The sequence below is a fragment of the Pseudomonas sp. BJa3 genome (assembly GCF_026343815.1).
GTDB lineage: Bacteria > Pseudomonadota > Gammaproteobacteria > Pseudomonadales > Pseudomonadaceae > Aquipseudomonas > Aquipseudomonas soli.
This window is the reverse complement of the sequence record NZ_JAOXMC010000007.1, coordinates 15,537-33,622: the sequence shown is the minus strand read 5'-3', so window position 1 is coordinate 33,622 and position 18,086 is coordinate 15,537. Positions and strand designations below refer to the sequence as shown.

Annotated in this window: 16 protein-coding genes and 1 tRNA gene; 9 read left to right on the top strand and 8 right to left on the bottom strand. The window is 63.4% G+C overall.

Features of this window, described 5'->3' with window-relative positions:
* Positions 1-315: 315 nt before the first annotated feature.
* Positions 316-753, bottom strand: coding sequence for a hypothetical protein (locus OH705_RS09900; protein ID WP_094010555.1), 438 nt, complete (start codon positions 751-753; stop codon positions 316-318).
* Positions 754-863: 110 nt separating this feature from the next.
* On the opposite strand from OH705_RS09900, the gene OH705_RS09895 reads away from it, so the two are divergent.
* Positions 864-1,307, top strand: coding sequence for a universal stress protein (locus OH705_RS09895; RefSeq protein WP_023631394.1), 444 nt, complete (start codon positions 864-866; stop codon positions 1,305-1,307).
* A gap of 81 nt (positions 1,308-1,388) precedes the next feature.
* Here the strand turns inward: OH705_RS09895 and OH705_RS09890 are convergent, their stop codons facing one another.
* On the bottom strand, positions 1,389-3,320 hold the full coding sequence (locus OH705_RS09890) for an ATP-binding cassette domain-containing protein (RefSeq protein ID WP_217866622.1): 1,932 nt from the start codon (positions 3,318-3,320) through the stop codon (positions 1,389-1,391).
* Between the two features lie 206 nt (positions 3,321-3,526).
* Here OH705_RS09890 and OH705_RS09885 point away from each other — a divergent pair, with 206 nt between their 5' ends.
* Complete coding sequence (locus tag OH705_RS09885) at positions 3,527-5,455, top strand: transglycosylase SLT domain-containing protein (protein ID WP_038705742.1); 1,929 nt, start codon at positions 3,527-3,529, stop codon at positions 5,453-5,455.
* Positions 5,456-5,530: 75 nt separating this feature from the next.
* Here the strand turns inward: OH705_RS09885 and OH705_RS09880 are convergent, their stop codons facing one another.
* Positions 5,531-6,334: an MOSC domain-containing protein gene (locus OH705_RS09880; RefSeq protein WP_094010558.1), complete on the bottom strand. Its 804-nt coding sequence runs from the start codon at positions 6,332-6,334 to the stop codon at positions 5,531-5,533.
* 55 nt (positions 6,335-6,389) lie between these two features.
* Positions 6,390-7,325: a chemotaxis protein CheV gene (locus OH705_RS09875; RefSeq protein WP_023629957.1), complete on the bottom strand. Its 936-nt coding sequence runs from the start codon at positions 7,323-7,325 to the stop codon at positions 6,390-6,392.
* Positions 7,326-7,662: 337 nt separating this feature from the next.
* Between OH705_RS09875 and OH705_RS09870 the strand changes: the two genes are divergently transcribed.
* The 3 genes from OH705_RS09870 (at position 7,663) to OH705_RS09860 (ending at position 10,077) form a co-directional block, all read left to right on the top strand.
* Positions 7,663-8,160: a hypothetical protein gene (locus OH705_RS09870; protein ID WP_031314870.1), complete on the top strand. Its 498-nt coding sequence runs from the start codon at positions 7,663-7,665 to the stop codon at positions 8,158-8,160.
* A gap of 371 nt (positions 8,161-8,531) precedes the next feature.
* Positions 8,532-9,428: a sensor histidine kinase gene (locus OH705_RS09865; RefSeq protein WP_023629955.1), complete on the top strand. Its 897-nt coding sequence runs from the start codon at positions 8,532-8,534 to the stop codon at positions 9,426-9,428.
* On the top strand, positions 9,418-10,077 hold the full coding sequence (locus tag OH705_RS09860) for a response regulator (protein ID WP_023629954.1): 660 nt from the start codon (positions 9,418-9,420) through the stop codon (positions 10,075-10,077). The genes OH705_RS09865 and OH705_RS09860 overlap by 11 nt, the downstream gene beginning before the upstream one ends.
* Here the strand turns inward: OH705_RS09860 and yegS are convergent.
* Positions 10,061-10,948 (bottom strand): lipid kinase YegS, encoded by an 888-nt coding sequence (gene yegS, locus OH705_RS09855; protein ID WP_038705740.1) that lies wholly within the window; start codon positions 10,946-10,948, stop codon positions 10,061-10,063. The genes OH705_RS09860 and yegS overlap by 17 nt on opposite strands.
* Before the next feature lie 274 nt (positions 10,949-11,222).
* On the opposite strand from yegS, the gene OH705_RS09850 reads away from it, so the two are divergent.
* Positions 11,223-12,680, top strand: a complete 1,458-nt coding sequence (locus OH705_RS09850; protein ID WP_267302069.1) for a mannose-1-phosphate guanylyltransferase/mannose-6-phosphate isomerase — start codon at positions 11,223-11,225, stop codon at positions 12,678-12,680.
* A 64-nt stretch (positions 12,681-12,744) separates the two neighbouring features.
* Positions 12,745-13,980, top strand: coding sequence for a glycosyltransferase family 4 protein (locus OH705_RS09845; protein ID WP_023629529.1), 1,236 nt, complete (start codon positions 12,745-12,747; stop codon positions 13,978-13,980).
* Here the strand turns inward: OH705_RS09845 and glp are convergent.
* Both glp and moaB read right to left on the bottom strand, forming a co-directional pair.
* The gene (gene glp, locus OH705_RS09840; protein WP_267302225.1) at positions 13,969-15,156 is read right to left on the bottom strand and encodes a gephyrin-like molybdotransferase Glp; all 1,188 of its coding nucleotides are present in this window, start codon (positions 15,154-15,156) and stop codon (positions 13,969-13,971) included. The genes OH705_RS09845 and glp overlap by 12 nt on opposite strands.
* 16 nt (positions 15,157-15,172) lie before the next feature.
* On the bottom strand, positions 15,173-15,712 hold the full coding sequence (gene moaB / locus OH705_RS09835; RefSeq protein WP_038705737.1) for a molybdenum cofactor biosynthesis protein B: 540 nt from the start codon (positions 15,710-15,712) through the stop codon (positions 15,173-15,175).
* Positions 15,713-15,892: 180 nt separating this feature from the next.
* Between moaB and OH705_RS09830 the strand changes: the two genes are divergently transcribed.
* A complete protein-coding gene (locus OH705_RS09830; RefSeq protein WP_023632528.1) occupies positions 15,893-16,114 on the top strand; it encodes a YgdI/YgdR family lipoprotein in 222 nt (73 codons plus the stop codon).
* Between the two features lie 82 nt (positions 16,115-16,196).
* A tRNA-Pro gene (locus OH705_RS09825) sits at positions 16,197-16,273 on the top strand.
* 97 nt (positions 16,274-16,370) lie between these two features.
* Here the strand turns inward: OH705_RS09825 and mqo are convergent.
* On the bottom strand, positions 16,371-17,936 hold the full coding sequence (mqo, locus tag OH705_RS09820) for a malate dehydrogenase (quinone) (RefSeq protein ID WP_263158957.1): 1,566 nt from the start codon (positions 17,934-17,936) through the stop codon (positions 16,371-16,373).
* Positions 17,937-18,086 lie beyond the last annotated feature (150 nt).

Here is an 18,086-nt window from a genome sequence, read left to right as displayed (position 1 = left end):
TGACTTGGGTGTGCACACATTCCCCGAAAAGAACCGCGTTGTCAAATACTCGCGAAGGCCGTGAAAACGCGACTTTCCAGTCATCTTCTACCCTCTGGGTACGAAACATGATGACAGTGATTGCCCTTCATTCATGTCAGCGATAGACCATCCCTGCCGGCACACGTGCTTTTTTTAAACGCATCCACCCAGGACGGCTACACTGCGCCTGATTGAAAGTATTTCCGGCCTGCCTGGCCTTTTGCTTCACGCTCAAACGCAAAACGGCGCACCGGAGCATGCTTGCTCCGGTGCGCCGTTTTGCCTTCTGCGATTTCAGGCGAGGGCTTGGAGGACTTGGGCAATATCCTGCAAAACAGATTTATCGCCCCGCTCGCTCCAGTACAGAGCAATCATGCGACTGTCGGCCTCGACCTTGTAGACCGTTGCCGGGAGGCGGGCGAATGCCTCGGCCAGGCGCTGATCCTCGCAGGGCTCGCGCCACTGGTTCCACCACACGCCCGGGGTGATCTGCCAGTAGCACCAGCTGTCCGCGCGCCCCTTGCGCCGCGCCCGATGGTACTGCGGACAAGGGCTGGGCGGTTCGTTTTCCAGCCAGTGCGGCCACTGTTGCGGCGCCAACTGCATGGCCAGCCCCATGCGCCGCCCCTCCAGGCGCAGGCTCATCTGCTCGCTCTGTTTGCGCGAAGGGCGCAACCAGGCCAACGGGCTGAGAATCAGCGCAAGGATTGACACCACCAGCCATACCGTCATATCTGTAGACCTTATAAAGCGTTGCAAATGAGCGGGTTAGTCAGGTTTCACGGAAGATCCGCGCGAAAGCGACCATACTTCTACTATCGCGATTGTCAGGAGTACTGCACATGTCCTATGAACATCTTCTGGTCGCTGTCGACCTGACCGAAGAATGCGACCCGGTGATCAAGCGAGCCAAGGCCATCGCCCTGGCCAGCGGTGCCAAGGTCTCCCTGGTGCACATCGTCGAGCCCATGGCCATGGCCTTCGGCGGCGACGTGCCGATGGACCTGTCGCAATTGCAGCAGCAACAATTCGACCAGGCCAAGGAACGCATGGAGCGCCTGTACAACAAGTACCCGGATATCAATCGCGGCGATTCGCACCTGGTCTACGGCCAGCCGCGCCAGGAGATCCACCAGCTAGCCAAGGACCAGCATTGCGACCTGATCGTGGTCGGCAGCCATGGCCGCCACGGTCTGGCCCTGCTGCTGGGCTCCACCGCCAACGACGTGCTGCACGGCGCGCCGTGCGATGTATTGGCGGTGCGGTTGCAGAAGAAGGCCGAGTAATACTTTCCTCGCGGGGCAAGCCCGCCCCCACAAAGTCCGTCAAACAGGGCTGCGTGGGAGCGGGCTTGCCCCGCGATGGCCTCAGCCTTCCAGCTCGGCCCAGCGTTCCACCAGCACGTCCAGCTCGCCCTGCAGCTTCTCGATCTTGGCCAGCACCGCCGCAGTCTCGGCAATCGGCCGCTGATAGAAGCCCGCCGCACTCACTTCTTCCTGCGCCTCAGCCATTCGCTGCTCCAGCGCATCGATCTGCCCCGGCAGCATCTCCAGCTCACGCTGCAGCTTGTAGCTGAGCTTCTTCTTGCTGGCATCGGCCGCAGGCGCAGCGGCGGCAACAGGCGCCACCTCCTCCACCGGCGCCTGCACCACGGCGCTGTTGAGCTCGGACTTGCCGCCCTTGCTTTCGGTCACGCCGAGCAGCTTCGGCGAACCGCCCTGGCGGATCCAGTCCTCGTAGCCACCGACGTACTCGCGCACGCGCCCCTCACCTTCGAACACCAGGGTGCTGGTCACCACGTTGTCGAGGAAGGCCCGGTCGTGGCTGACCATCAGCACCGTGCCCTTGTAGTTGGACAGCACCTCTTCGAGCAACTCGAGGGTCTCGACATCGAGGTCGTTGGTCGGTTCGTCCAGCACCAGCAGGTTGGCCGGCTTGCTGAACAGCTTGGCCAGCAGCAGGCGCGCGCGCTCGCCCCCGGACAGCGCCTTGACCGGCGTGCGCGCACGCTGCGGGCTGAACAGGAAATCGCCGAGGTAACTCAGCACATGACGGTTCTGGCCGTCGATCTCGATGAAATCGCGGCCTTCGGCCAGGTTGTCGATGACGGTCTTTTCCAGATCCAGCTGATGGCGCATCTGGTCGAAGTAGGCCACTTCCAGCTTGGTGCCGCGCTCGACCTTGCCACTGGTGGGCTCCAGGTCGCCGAGCATCAGCTTGAGCAGGGTCGTCTTGCCGGTGCCGTTGGCACCCAGCAAGCCGATACGGTCCTGGCGCTGCAGGACCATGGAGAAATCCTTGACCAGCTTCGGCCCATTCTGGTGGGCGAAGCTGACGTCCTCCAGCACCATCACCTGCTTGCCGGACTTGTCCGCCACTTCGATCTGGATATTGGCCTTGCCCTGGCGTTCGCGGCGCTCACCACGCTCCACGCGCAGCGCCTTGAGCGCGCGCACGCGGCCTTCGTTGCGGGTGCGTCGGGCCTTGATGCCCTGGCGGATCCACACTTCTTCCTGGGCCAGGCGCTTGTCGAACAGCGCGTTGGCAGTGGCCTCGGCTGCCAGCTCGGCCTCCTTGTGCACCAGGAAGCTGGCGTAGTCGCCGTTCCAGTCGATCAGCCCGCCACGGTCCAGCTCGAGGATCCGCGTGGCCAGGTTCTGCAGGAAGGAACGGTCGTGGGTGATGAACAACACCGCGCCGCCGAAACCTTTCAGGGCCTCTTCCAGCCAGGCGATGGCGCCGATGTCCAGGTGGTTGGTCGGTTCGTCCAGCAGCAGCAGGTCGGGCTCGGACACCAGCGCCTGGGCCAGCAGCACGCGCCGGCGCCAGCCGCCGGAGAGCTCGGCCAGGGTCTTGTCGGCCGGCAACTGCAGGCGGCTCAGGGTGCTTTCCACCACCTGCTGCAGGCGCCAGCCGTCACGGGCTTCGAGCTCATGCTGGACGTGCATGAGCTTTTCGAGATCCTCGTCGCCGTGGATGTTCTGGCTCAGATGATGGAACTGCGCCAGCAACTCGCCGACGCCGTCAAGGCCAGCGGCTACCACATCGAATACGCTACGCTCGTCGGCCACCGGCAGCTCTTGCGGCAGCTCGCCAATCTTCAGGCCCGGGGCGCGCCAGATATCACCGTCATCGCCCTTCTGCTCGCCCTTGACCAGGCGCAGCATGCTCGACTTGCCCGTGCCGTTGCGGCCGATGATGCACACCCGCTCGCCACGGGCGATCTGCCAGGACACTTTGTCCAACAGCGGCATGGCGCCGAACGCGAGGGACACATCGCTGAATTTGAGCAGGGTCATGATCATCTCCAAAAACCGGGCGCGCATTCTACCTGACTTACCCCTTCAGGGCATCAAAAGCCCGTTGCCGCGACAGGGCGTCGGATAACAACTCGATACAAGCACAGCGCTTTCGCCGGCCACCGGCAAACGGCTAAGCTAAGCAGTAATACTCAACAGTGCTGGCTCCGCCGTCACTTTCCATGGTTCCACTGCCCGGACGTATCATGCGCAGCCGCCTGTTACAAATTGCTTCCTGCCTGTTGCTGACCACCCTCGCCGCGAGCGTCGCACAGGCCGCCGACATCACCCAGCAACGTCAATACTACGACGAGGCCAAGCGCGCCCTGGCCAAGGGCGACAAGGGCCCCTACCTGCGCTATGCGCAGGCGCTGCGCGATTACCCGCTCACGCCTTACCTCACCTACGACGAGCTGACTGCGCGCCTCAAGAGCGCCAGCAACGAAGAGATTGAGGGCTTCCTCAAGGCCCACGGCGACCTGCCCCAGGCCAACTGGATGAAACTGCGCTGGTTGCGCTGGCTGGCCGAGCGCGGTGAATGGAACACCTTCACCCGCTACTACGACCCCAAGCTCAACTTCACCGAACTGGATTGTCTCAACGGCCAGTATCAGCTCTCCCATGGCCTGCGCGCCGAAGGCTTCGCCAGCGCGGAAAAACTGTGGAACGTCGGCAAGTCCCAGCCCACAGCCTGCGACACCCTGTTCGCCATGTGGGCCGCCGAAGGTCAGTTGACCGAGGCCAAGCGCTGGCAGCGCGCCAAGCTTGCGGCACAGGCACGCAATTACGGCCTGGCCAACAACCTGGTAAAAACCCTCACAACGCTCGCCCCCCAGGGCAAACTCCTGCTGGACGTGGCGCAGAAACCTGAGCTGCTCAACCAGCCTTCGCGCTTCACACCCGTCAACGAGGCGATGTCCGATGTGGTCAGCCTTGGCCTTCGCCGCCTGGCCCGACAGAACCCGGAGCAAGCCATGGCGCTGCTCGACGACTATGCCCAGCGCATGCACTTCTCCCGTGACGAGAAAGTCGCCATCGCCCGCGAGATTGGCCTGACCCTGGCCCGCCGCTACGACCCGCGCGCCCTGGACCTGATGACCCGCTACGACCCGGAACTGCGCGACAACACCGTCAGCGAATGGCGCCTGCGCCTGCTGCTGCGCCTTGGGCGCTGGGAAGAAGCCTACGAACTGACCAGGCGCCTGCCCCAGGACCTGGCCAGCAGCAACCGCTGGAAGTACTGGCAGGCGCGCAGCCTGGAGCTGGCCCAGCCCAACAATCCCCAGGTCCCGCTGCTGTACAAGAACGTCGCACGCGAGCGCGACTTCTACGGTTTCCTCGCCGCCGACCGGGCACAAACGCCCTATCAGCTGAACAACAAGCCGCTGGCACTGAGCCAGGCGGTGACCAACAAAGTCCGCAACACCCCTGGCATCCGTCGTGCACTGGAGTTCCACGCCCGTGGCCAGATCGTCGAAGGGCGCCGCGAGTGGTATCACGTCAGCCGCCACTTCAACCGTGACGAAATGGTCGCCCAAGCCCGGCTGGCCTACGACATGCGCTGGTACTTCCCAGCCATCCGCACCATCAGCCAGGCCCAGTACTGGGACGACCTGGACATTCGCTTCCCCATGGCCCACCGCGACACCCTGGTACGCGAGGCCAAGGTTCGCGGCCTGCATTCGAGCTGGGTGTTCGCCATCACCCGCCAGGAGAGCGCCTTCATGGAAGACGCCCGCTCCAGTGTCGGCGCCAGCGGCTTGATGCAGTTGATGCCGGGCACCGCCAAGGAAACCGCACGCAAGTTCAGTATCCCGCTGGCTTCGCCGGCGCAGGTGTTCAATCCGGACAAGAACATCCAGCTTGGCGCCGCCTACCTGAGCCAGGTACACAGCCAGTTCAACGGTAACCGCGTGCTCGCCTCGGCCGCCTATAACGCCGGTCCCGGGCGTGTACGCCAATGGCTCAAGGGCGCCAAGCACCTGAGCTTCGATGTGTGGGTCGAATCGATTCCGTTCGACGAGACGCGCCAATACGTGCAGAACGTGCTGTCGTATTCGGTCATCTACGGGCAGAAGCTCAATTCACCGCAGCCGCTGGTGGATTGGCATGAGCGGTATTTCGACGATATGTGATCGGAATGCCATCACCCCGCGCCCACGCTAACGTGGGAGCGGCGGTGCGCCGATGCGACTTGCCCCGCGATGGCGCTACTCGAGGACCTCAACCGCCATCCCCACCTTAAGCTCTCCCTCGCCATCCACCGCCAGGTTCTGGCCAAACAGCACATCGCCTTCCTTCTCGCGGAACGTCTTGAGCGTGGTCAACGGCTCACGGTCCGGGCTGCGTTCGCCTGTGGCAGGATCGAGGGTGGTGAGGATGCAGCGCACGCTCGGCTTGAGCACGCGGAAGGTCATGTCGCCAATACGGATGCGCTTCCAGCAGTCCTCGGCAAAGGCCTCGGCCCCCTCGACCACTAGGTTCGGGCGAAACCGCAGCATGTCCATGGGGCGCCCCACCCGACGGCTCAACTCATCCAGCGAGGCCTGGCCGATCAGCAGCAGTGGAAAACCATCGGGAAAGGCTGCCCGGTCACTGTTGAGGCCGTAGCCGCTGGGCAAGTAGCGGGCCCGCTGCTCGGGGCAGTACACCAGCCTTACCGCCTTGCCCAGAAGCTCGCTGAGCCAGGCCGCGGCGGCATCGCCAGCATCGGGCACGCGCAAGGTGTCGCGCCAGATGGTGATACCGCGCAGGGCCTCGTCGGCGGGCGGTACCGGCACCTCCAAGGGCGCCTGCCCCGGCGTCTGAAGCAGCAGTTGACCCTGCTCGCCGTAACTGGCGCCAACCTGCCCCAGCCGGGGCCAGGCGCGCTGGGTCAGGAAGCGGCCGTTTTCCTGCTCCACCACCAGCCAGCGCCGGTCACCGTCCAGGCCCAAGTTGCCGACAGCGGACGCCTGCAGGCACTGGGCCCGAGCCGATTTTACCGGGTACCGATACAATGCACTGAGAAACATCCCTGCCACCTTGCGCCAGTCGAAACACCAAGCTTATACCGGACCGGTGCCGTCGTTACACCGTGGCGTTGTCCAGGCTCAGGCGTTGACGCACCACATCCACCAGGCGATCGGGTTGGAACTTGGAAAGGAAGTTGTCGCAACCGACCTTCTTGACCATGGACTCGTTGAAGCTACCCGACAGCGATGTGTGCAGCACCACATAGAGACCCCGCAGGCGCGGATCGTTACGGATTTCGGTGGTCAGCCGGTAACCATCCATCTCGGGCATCTCGGCGTCGGTGAAGACCATCAGCAGCTTCTCGCAGACATCCTCCCCGGCATCGGCCCAGCCCTTGAGCAGGCGCAGCGCCTTCAGACCGTCGCTGGCCACGTGCAGCTTCACTCCCAGTTGCGAAAGGGTATCGCGCAATTGCGCCAAGGCCACGGTGGAGTCGTCCACCAGCAGCACCTCGCGACCGCGGGCGCGGGCCAGCACCGGATCTTCGAGTTTGTCGCGGGAGACCTTGGCGTTGTAGGGCACGATTTCGGCCAGCACTTTCTCCACATCGATGACCTCGACCAACTGCTCGTCGACCTTGGTGATTGCCGTGAGGTAGTGCTGGCGGCCAGCACTGGCCGGCGGCGGCATGATGGCTTCCCAGTTCATGTTGACGATACGATCCACACCCCCCACCAGGAACGCCTGCACCGAGCGGTTGTACTCGGTGACGATGATGGTACTGTTCGGCCCCGGCTGCAGCGGGCGCATGCCGATCGCCTGGGACAGGTCAATCACCGGCAGCGTCTGGCCGCGCAGGTTGACCACGCCACAGACGAAGGAATGGCGCTGCGGCATGAGGGTCAGCTTGGGCAGTTGCAGCACCTCCTGGACCTTGAACACGTTGATGGCGAACAACTGCCGGCCAGCCAGCCGGAACATGAGGATTTCCAGGCGGTTCTCACCCACCAGTTGCGTGCGTTGGTCTACCGTGTCGAGAATGCCAGCCATTGGAAGCCCCCAGGCGTGAGTCGGGAAAAAGTGAATGCATCCCCCTGTATCGGCGGACAAGGGCACAGCTTGACCCCTGATGGAAAAAGCCATGCGGGGTGATTGATATCACTTTACCATCATGCTTTACTGCTGCCACATCCTGCCACCTCCGTCGTTCGCAACGAACGATCAGCCTGAAACCTCATCAGGGAAACCCTTAGTGGCAATCGGGTGCAACCTGATGTTCGCAATATCCATTAGCCATTAATGTGACGCCATTCTCACTGCATGAACGGAGTCAGGCTTTTGCGAGCGATCATCTTGGTACGGCAATCCCCGAGGGTGGGGAGCCATGATGGATAGCACTCCACTGCACACCACCGCCGTGGCGGCCTTTCTGCAGGATGCACAGGTCCTGCTGGCCAGGTCCCAGGAATGCCTGCAGCACCTGGAGTTGATCAGCAACGATCCTGATGCCTGCCAGAGCCTCAACGCGGCACTCGACACCCTGGCCCGGCGCGCCGATACCCTTGACCTGCACGAGGTGGCTCACTATGCGTTCACCTTGCAACAGCTGCTCGCGCCCGCATGTGCCCAGCAGCATCTGAGCGGCGACAGCCTGCCAGTGCTCGCCGCTTGCCTGACCCTGCTCGACTGGCAATTGGAGCTGCTCGATCCGCAGACCGGCCAGCTGGACATGGACACCGAGGAACAACAACTGCTATTGAGCGAGCTGGCCACCGCCTTGGGGCAGCCGTCCACGCAGCTGTGCACGGATTGCCGACAGACCGGCGCGCCCTGCGCTCATCCCCACCTGGATCAGGACCTCAGTGCGCCCACCCGAGCGCACTAACCGAGCTTTCGAGCTACAACTAACTCGCCCTGAAATGAACTTGGCAAAGTGCGCACAAGTTTTTTCAAATGTTTTCATCAGCGTGAATCGTTAGTTACTCAATGTACGATGGAAACATAATTTAATAATGGCACTCTGCTAGCCAAGCCCTTGTCCGCCAGGTCCGCCACAGCCCGGAAAATACGAGGTTTCAAGCAGTTATCCCCCGCGACCAAATTCAACCAAAGTGATAACATGCGCGCATTCGAACATGCGCGCCCAGGTTATCGGTGATTGGATCCGCACCTGAACTTGGACGAAGGTGGGCGGTAATACCTCTTTCAGACGTGTGCAACGCCCCTAACCGCTATAACACAGTGGCTTCCGTACCTATGCCTCCACGCTTGAAGTTTCTCCAGCATTGCCGCCCCAGAGCTGCCCTGCTCCGCTGGACGACTGCCCTGCTGTGCGTTACTTCCCTGGGAGCGAACCTGGTGGCGTACCTGCGCACCCTCCCCCTGTCGGCCAGCCTGCTACTGCTCCAGTTACTGGCGATGATCGGCATAGGTTGGCACCTGCGCCACTGGGCGCGCTCGATCAGCCTGCGCCCCGCCGAGCTGGCCACACGCATGCTCAAGGTTCAGGAAAGCGAGCGCCAGAGACTGAGCCGCGAACTGCACGACGACATTGGCCAACTCTTGACCGCAGCCAAGCTCCAGGTTGACTGGTTGCAACGCCGGGTACCGCCCGAACTGCAAGAGCAGTGCACCGCCCTGCGCAGCACGCTGGACCTGACCTTGAGCAACGTGCGCGATGTTTCCACAATCCTCAACCCGCGCCAGTTGGCCAGCCTGGGGCTGGAGGCGAGCCTGCGCGCGCACCTGCTACGGACCCTTGAAAACACCGAGGTGCACTGGAGCCTTGAATGCCACCAACGCCTGGGCGGCATCAGCGAGGAAGTCACCATGGCGGCTTTTCGCATCACTCAGGAAGCGGTCACCAACATGCTCCGCCACGCACATGCTCGCAACCTGGTGGTCCGCCTGCAGCGCACCTCGGCAGGTCTGGCCCTGTCGATCCAAGATGACGGCGGCGGTTTCATACCAGCGCAGGCCCCCGCGCAGAGCGGCCTGCGCGGCATGGCTGGCATGCAGGAACGGGTGACAGCACTGCAGGGCAGTCTCACCATCACCAGCCAACCTGGCCAGGGCACCCGGATCGACGCACTTTTCCCATGGCCACCCCGCAACCAAGAACGCGCCAGGACTCCTGCTACCGATGACCTGTAATCTCTTGCTGGTGGACGACCACTCCCTGATTCGCGCTGGTGTCAGGGCATTGGTATCGGACATTCCCGGCTATACCGTGATCGGCGAAGCCGATGACGGCGGACAACTCCTTGAGCAGGTCTTGCGCCTGGCGCCGGACATTGTCCTGCTGGATATTTCCATGCGCTCGACCAGTGGCCTGGACGCGCTAACGCAGCTACGCGCAAACGGTTGCACCTGCAAAGTCCTGATCCTGTCGATGCACACCGACCCGGAACTGATCATGCGCGCACTGGAAAGCGGCGCCCATGGCTACCTGCTCAAGGACACCACAGCCACCGAACTGGAACAGGCGCTGACTGCCCTGCGCAACGACGAACGCTACCTCAGTCCGGCCATCGCCCACACCGTGATCAACCAGGCGCTGCTGCGCGCCCAGAACGGCCGCCAGCCGAGCAACGACGGCCACAACCTGACCGCGCGTCAGCTGGAGATCCTGCGCTTGATCGTGCGCGGCAAATCGACCCGGGAGATCGCAAGCGGTCTGGGCCTGTCGATAAAGACCGTGGAAACCCACCGTTCGCAGATCATGAAGCGCTTGCAGATCTACGACGTAGCAGGCCTGGTGCTGTTCGCCGTGCGCGAAAAAATCATCAGCCTGGATGACTGAGCAACGGTGAATCCTTGGGCAAGTGCACACGCAACGCCCCTGGCAGCGCTTCAAAACGCAAGCTTGCCGCTTGCAGGGGCTCACCGTCGAGGTTCATGTCCAGCCCTTGGGCGCCCTTGATCTCCACCCACGGCAAACGGGCGCGCACAAACAACCCCTCACCAGCCAGCAGCTCGCGCAGGGCTCCAGCCATTTCCTGCGGCGCCGGCAGGATACCGACGTCCAGCAGGCCATCATCCACACTGGCCTCGGGGCACAATACGTGCCCGCCACCGGCCTGGCGACCGTTGCCGATCCCCAGCGCCAGCAACTCCCCCTGCCACTGGAACCCAGGCCCCTGCAGCTCCACCGAGGCCGCCTGCAGCTCACTGAAACGCGACAGCCCGGTGAACAGGTAGGCCGCAGCACCCAGCACTTTCTTCAGGTCTTCGGAGGTATTGGCGGTGACCTGGGTGCCGAATCCACCGGTCGCCATGTTCAGGAAAAGCTGGTCGCCCACCCGCCCCAAGTCGATCGCACGCGCCGGCACCTCCAGTAGGTCCAGGGCCGCTTGCGGTTCAAGGGGGACTCCCGCCGCCTTGGCGAAGTCGTTGGCCGTACCCAACGGCAACAGCGCCAGGCTGGCCTGGGTGGCCGCCAGCCCCATGGCTTCGGCCACGTCGCGCAATGTGCCATCCCCGCCGCCGGCCACCACGTGAGCATAGCCCGCCGCCAGTGCTTCCCCGACCAGGCGCTGGGCATCACCGCCCTCCCAGGTCAGGCGCACATCCAACTCCCAGCCACGCTCCCGCAGCTGGCCCACCGCGGCCCGCACGTCCTCGTTGGTGGCCTGCTTGCCATGCAGGATCAGCAATGCCTTGCGCTCGCTCATGTTGCCCTCCCGGAAAAATGCACAGAAATGCCCTACTGCAATCTCGACCATGAACGCACTCGGATTGCTGCATGCCCCGTCCAAAAACCGCCGTTTCCCGTAATTGCCATTGAAAGCCGCTCGCGACAGGCGCATCATTCGACAAATATTTGGCCTTCATGGAAGATGCCGCCCAAAAAAGTCATTTTATTGACTTTGCGCCGCCAGACGCCTGACAGGTCGTGATTTCCTTGCATTGCGCTGCCCCGCAGCGCCCCGATTCGAGGCTGTGACTATGAGCGTTCTGATCCCTTGCATCATCGCTGGCGGCGCCGGCACCCGATTGTGGCCGGTCTCGCGCGAAGCGATGCCCAAGCCGTTCATGCGTCTTCCCGACGGCATGAGCCTGCTGCAGAAGACCTTCAACCGCGCCAGCAACCTGCCTGGGGTCGAGCGCGTGCTCACGGTGACCAACCGTGAGGTGGTATTCCGCACCCAGGACGAATATCGCCAGGTTGGCACCCAACGCGTAGCCCACGATTTCATTCTCGAGCCAATGGGCCGTAACACCGCCCCCGCCATCGCTGCTGCAGCGCTGCACTGCGCCGAACAGTACGGCGAGGATTGCCTGCTGCTGGTAATGCCTGCCGACCACCTGATCCAGGACCAGGAGGCTTTCCAAGCCGCTGTGTGCCAGGCCATGGCGCTCGCCGGGCAAGGCTGGCTGGCTACCTTCGGCCTGTTGCCGACCCGCGCCGAAACCGGCTTCGGCTATATCGAACAAGGCCAGACGCTGGCAGCCGGCGCTTTTCGGGTCGCCCGCTTCGTTGAAAAGCCTGACGCCGAGACCGCCCAGGGCTACCTCGAAGGTGGCCGACACCTGTGGAATGCCGGCATGTTCTGCCTGCGCGTCGGCACCGTACTGCAGGAACTGCAGACGCATGCCCCCGAAGTCCTGAACAGCGTGACCCACTGCCTGGAACACAGCCAGGTCAAGGAGGGACCGTCCGGCCTGCAAGTGGAACTCGATCCCGAATGCTTCGCCCTGACACCCGACATCTCCATCGACTACGCCCTGATGGAACTGTCCGCCCAGGTGGCGGTGGTGCCGTGTGACATTGGCTGGAGCGACATCGGCTGCTGGGAGGCGGTGCGTGAACTGCGCCCGACCGATGACCAGGGCAACCATTGCAACGGTGAAACCGTACTGCATGATGTCAGCAACTGCTACATCGACTCGCCACGACGCCTGGTCGGCGCGGTCGGCTTGGACAATCTGATCGTCATCGATACCCCCGACGCACTGCTGATCGCCGATGCCGCGCGCAGCCAGGAAGTCAAGGTGATTGCCCAGCAGCTCAAGCATCAGGGCCATGACGCCTACCGACTGCACCGCACCGTAACCCGCCCCTGGGGCCTGTACACCGTGCTCGAGGAGGGTCCGCGGTTCAAGATCAAGCGCATCATGGTGCGCCCGGGTGAATCGCTGTCACTGCAGATGCACCATCATCGCAGCGAGCACTGGATCGTCGTCAGCGGCATGGCCTGCGTGACCAATGGCGAGGAGGAGTTCTTGCTCGACACCAACGAATCCACCTTCATCAAGCCTGGGCGCAGCCACCGCCTGACCAACCCCGGTGTCATCGACCTGGTGATGATCGAGGTACAAAGCGGCGAATACCTGGGCGAAGACGACATCGTACGCTTTACTGATATCTATGGACGCGCCCCGGCGGCGGCAGCACCTGCCTGACTGCCAGAGGGCGCGTTTTTGCCATCCAGGGCCGGCAACCGGCCAACCGCGAGGATTCAGGCTCATGCGCATACTCTGGACCCTGCCCTACCTGCCCTGGCCCACCACCAGTGGCAGCAAGACCCGGCAGTACCACCTGCTGCGCACCCTGGCGCAGCATGGCCACCGGATCACCTTGCTGGTGCAGTCCAAGATCCCCTTGAGCGATAGCGCGCGTGAAGCCCTGGAACCCTTGGTGGAACGCCTGATCGTACTGCCCAGGCGAGCACTGAACAGCCCAATGAATCTGCTCGCCTCACCCATAATCGACTACCCCATGCGGGTCATCATCAATGGTTTGGCGCCTTGTCTGCGACACCGTTTCGAACAACTGCTGGACGAACCCTGGGATGTGATCCAGATCGAGCACAGCTACAGCTTCCAGCCGTTCGAGAGGGCCCTGCAGGCCAGGGGCCTGCCGTACATGCTCAGTGAGCATTACCTGGAGTCGGTGATGGGTGCCGCCTGCCATGACCGCCTGCCGTTGTGGTTGCGTCCGCTGAACGCCTTCGACCGCTGGCGCTATCGGCGCTGGGAGCAACGGGTACTGCGCCAACCCAGCGAGGTGGTGGCGGTCAGCGCTCACGATGCCGAACTGATCGGCCAGATCAGCGGCCGCCCGGTAAATGTGGTGGTCAATGGCGTGGACTGCGACCACTACCAGGACGTATGTCCTACCCCACATAGCCAACGCCTGCTGTTTGTCGGCAACTTCGAGTACGGCGCCAACCTGGAAGCGATCGAGTGGGCGCTGGAAGAAATCCTGCCCCAGGTATGGATGAGCAACCCGGCGGTACGCCTGGCCATTGCCGGGCACGCATTGCCGGCCAGCTGGAAGCTGCACTGGAACGACCCACGCATCGAGTGGGTAGGTTACCGTCCCGACCTGCGTGAGCTGCAGCGCCGCTCGGCGCTGTTCTTCGCCCCCCTGCGCCATGCTGGAGGCTCCAAGGTGAAGATCCTTGAGGCCCTGGCTGCCGGGCTACCGGTCATCACCACCAGCAAGGGCGCCTCGGGTTTGGCCATGAACAACGGCGAGCACTACCTGGGTAGCGACGACAGCGGCCAACTGGCTCTGTTGATCACCCAACTGCTCAATCAGCCTTGGCGCATGGGCCAGCTAAGCGTCGCCGGGCGTCAGTTTGCCCGTCAACGTCATGACTGGAGCGTCGCCGCCCAGCAGTTGGAGAACGTGCACATGCGCCTGACCCAGTTGGCACCGGCAGGCGCAGGCGCCAACGGCGGTGTGCTAGCCAAGTAGCTCACTGAACGGGATGAACGTTACCGCATCGCCCTGCCTGGGCGTGCTGCCCTCCAGCACCTCCACCACCCCGTCGGCCCAGGCCGCGCTACGCAGCACACCAGAACTCTGGTTCTTGTAGATGCGTACACGACCGTCCTCGATGCGCGCGCGCAGGTACTCGCGGCGGGATCCGGCCTTGGGCCAGTCGAAGCCCGCCGGCACGCTGAACCGCAAGGGCGCGACGTTGCCCACGCCCAGCCGGCGGAGCAGGTAGGGCCGCGCCAGCAGGCCGAAGGTCACCAACGTCGAGGCCGGGTTGCCCGGCAAGCCGATAACCGGCACCCCTTGGTAATGGCCGAAGGTCAGCGGCTTGCCTGGTTTGATCGCCAGCTTCCACAGCGCCAGCTCGCCCGCTTCGCGCAGGGCCAGGCCAAGAAAATCTGCCTCGCCCACCGACACACCGCCAGTGGAGAGGATCAGGTCGACGCTCCCCAACTCGGCCAGGGACTGACGGGTGCGCGCAAGATCATCGGGCAGGATCCCGGCGTCGACCACCTCGCAGCCGAGGCGTTGCAGCCAGCTGACCAGCAAGCGCCGGTTGCTGTTGTAGATCTGCCCAGGCCCCAGTGGCAAACCCGGCTCGACCAGTTCATCGCCGGTTGAAAGCACCGCGACCCGTGGTTGGCGGCGCACTTCAAGTGTGCCGTAGCCCAGGGTCGCGGCCAGCCCGAGCTCGATCGGCCCCAACCGCGTGCCGGCGCTCATGACCTGTTCGCCGACACGGGTTTCCTGGCCCTTGGGGCGAACGTTCTGGGCCAGTGACAGGCTTTCGAGGAAGCGCACTCGCCCATCCGCGAGCACCTCGGTGTTTTCCTGCATCTCGACGCAATCGGCGCCTTCCGGTAGTGGCGCGCCGGTGAAGATTCGCGCGCAGGTGCCCGGCTCCAGCGGCCCCGGCGCATGCCCTGCGAAGATGCGCTGGGTCACCCGCAGCGGCTCGCCCTGCCAGTCGGCCAGGCGCAGGGCGTAGCCGTCCATGGCACTGTTGGGCCACGGCGGAAGGTCGAGGCCGGCCACCAGTTCATGGGCCAGGACCCGCCCTTCGGCTTCGGCCAGCGCGACGTGTTCGGTCTCGGCGATGGGCGCCTTCTCGGCCAGCGCCAGCAGCCGCTCCAAGGCCTCTTCCACCGGCATCAACGGCCGGGCCACCTCAACCACGGCTGTCACAGGCCGCTGCCTGCTTCAGGTGCGGCACGAAGTTGCACGGCCGGTGACGGGCATCCAGCTGCTCGGCGAGGATGCCGTCCCAACCGGTGCGCACGGCATTGGTCGAGCCCGGCAGGCAGCAGACCAGGGTGCCGTTGGCAAGGCCTGCCAGGGCACGGGACTGCACGGTGGAGGTGCCGATGTCGGCCACCGAGATCTGCCGGAACAGCTCGCCAAAACCCTCGACCTGCTTGTCCAGCAGGCACGCCACGGCCTCCGGGGTGCTGTCGCGCCCGGTAAAGCCAGTGCCGCCGGTGATCAGCACCACCTGCACATTATCATCGGCGATCCAGGTCGCGACCTGGGCGCGGATCTTGTACAGATCGTCCTTGAGCAGCACGCGCTCGGCCAGGTGATGGCCAGCGGCGCCGAGGCGATCGACGAACAGCTGGCCGGAGGTGTCGGTATCGAAGGTACGGGTGTCGCTGACCGTCAGCACGGCGATATTCAGCGCTACGAAAGGGGTATCTGCCTTGGCTTTCATGGGAGTCCATCGCGGGGGAACAGGGAATGTGCGTTGTTATATCACAGGCCACGGCGCCCAGACCGCGACGTTGTTCTTGGTCAATGCCGGTGCGATGGCGCTATGCTGCACTGTGCAAGGAACTTGCGTGGACGCCCTGCGTCTTAATGACATCTAGCACCATCGCACTGGAGAAACACGATGATCCAACGGACCCTTCCCGCCTTCCTGCTTGCCCTGGGCCTGGGCGCCCTCGCCGGCTGCGCCTCGCCAACCGTCATCACCCTGAACGATGGCCGCGAGATCCAGGCGGTGGACACCCCGTCGTATGACGACGACTCCGGCTTCTACGAATTCGAACAGCTCGACGGCAAGCGCACGCGCATCAACAAAGACCAGATCCGTACCGTCAAGGAGCTGTGATCCAGCCCTGCGTTTTTGGCGCAACTCCTTTTTGCAACAAGGGGTTGCGTTGAAAAAATCGATGCAGTAGGATTTCGGACATCGGAGTGTAGCGCAGCCAGGTAGCGCGTCTCGTTCGGGACGAGAAGGCCGCAGGTTCGAATCCTGTCTCTCCGACCAAAACCTGCAAAAAACCCGCCTTGCGCGGGTTTTTTGTTGCCTGCGAAAAGGCAAATCACCGGTGGGAGCAGGCCAGCCTACTCCCACGCTTGTGCGCTTACTCCGGCAACACCGGCACATGCAGCAGCTGCAAGCGCGCACTGCTCCATTCGCGGGTCTTGTTGGTCAACTCAAGGTCGTTGTTCAGCTTCTGGCCGTAGGTCGGCACGATTTCCTTGAGCTTGGCCTGCCACTCGGCGCTCTTGATCCGATCCTTGAAGGTCTTCTCCAGCACGGTCAGCATGATCGGCGCGGCGGTCGAGGCACCGGGGGACGCACCCAGCAGCGCGGCGATGCTGCCATCCTCGGCGGCCACCACTTCGGTACCGAACTGCAGCACGCCACCGTGCTCGGGATCCTTCTTGATCACCTGCACGCGCTGGCCGGCCTGGAGCAGTTGCCAGTCTTCGTTCTTGGCGTTGGGGAAGTATTCGCGCAGGGCCGCCATGCGGTCGTCGAAGCTGAGCATCAGCTGGCCCATCAGGTAGGTGCTCAGGTCGATGTTGTCGATGCCGGCATGCATCATCGGGCTGATGTTGTGGGTGGTCAGCGAACTGAACATGTCCAGCAACGAGCCGTACTTGAGGTACTTGGTGGAGAAGGTCGCGAACGGGCCGAACAACAGCACCTCCTTGCCATCGATCACCCGGGTGTCCAGATGCGGCACCGACATCGGCGGCGCGCCGACCGAGGCCTTGCCGTACAGCTTGGCCTTGTGGCGGGCGACCAGGTCGGCATTGTCGGTCATCAGGAACTGGCCACCGACCGGGAAGCCGGCATAGCCCTCGGCCTCCGGGATGCCGGACTTCTGCAACAGCTTGAGCGCGCCGCCACCGGCGCCGATGAAGACGAACTTGGCTTTGACCGCAGTCTCCTTGCCACCTTTGGCCAGGTCGGCCACCACCACGTTCCAGCTGCCGTCGTCGTTGCGCACGATATCGCGCACTTCATGGCTCAGGTGCAGTTGCACGTTCGGGTTGCGGGTCATGGCGGCGAACAGCTGGCGGGTGATCTCGCCGAAGTTCACGTCGGTACCGATGCCCATCCGGGTCGCGGCCACCTTCTGCCCGGGGTCACGGCCTTCCATCACCAGCGGCACCCACTGGCGGATCTGCTCGTGGTCCTCGGTGATCTCCATGCCGCGGAACAGTGAGCTGTGTTGCAAGGCCTCGACGCGCTTGTGCAGGAAGGCGACGTTCTCGTCACCCCAGACGAAGCTCATGTGCGCCACGTTGTTGATGAACGAACGCGGGTTGCTCAGCACGCCCTGCTCGACCTGGTAGGCCCAGAACTGCTTGGACACCTCGAACTGTTCGTTGACATTGACCGCCTTGCTGATGTCGATGCTGCCGTCCTTGCCGACGCTGGTGTAATTCAGCTCACAGAACGCCGAGTGGCCGGTACCGGCATTGTTCCAGGCATTGGAACTCTCTTCGGCGACCTGGTCCATGCGCTCGTAGACGTCGACTTTCCAGTTCGGTTCCAGTTCGGTGAGGTAGGTGCCGAGGCTTGCACTCATGATGCCGCCGCCGATCAGCAGGACATCGACGGACTTTTGTGGCTCCGCGGGCTTGGAGCAGCCGATGACGCTCAGGCACAGGAGCGTCAGCAGGATTCTTTTCATTAGCTCAATCCAATTGAAGTGAAGGATTGGCAGTCGTTGCCCCCGGTGTGCACGCCCGGTTGTTGTTGTGGTTGGCAGGAGTTTCGCGAACTCGGGGCACGATCGCCTCGGGCCTTGGCCCGGGGCGCCGTAAAGCAGGGAGTGTGCCAG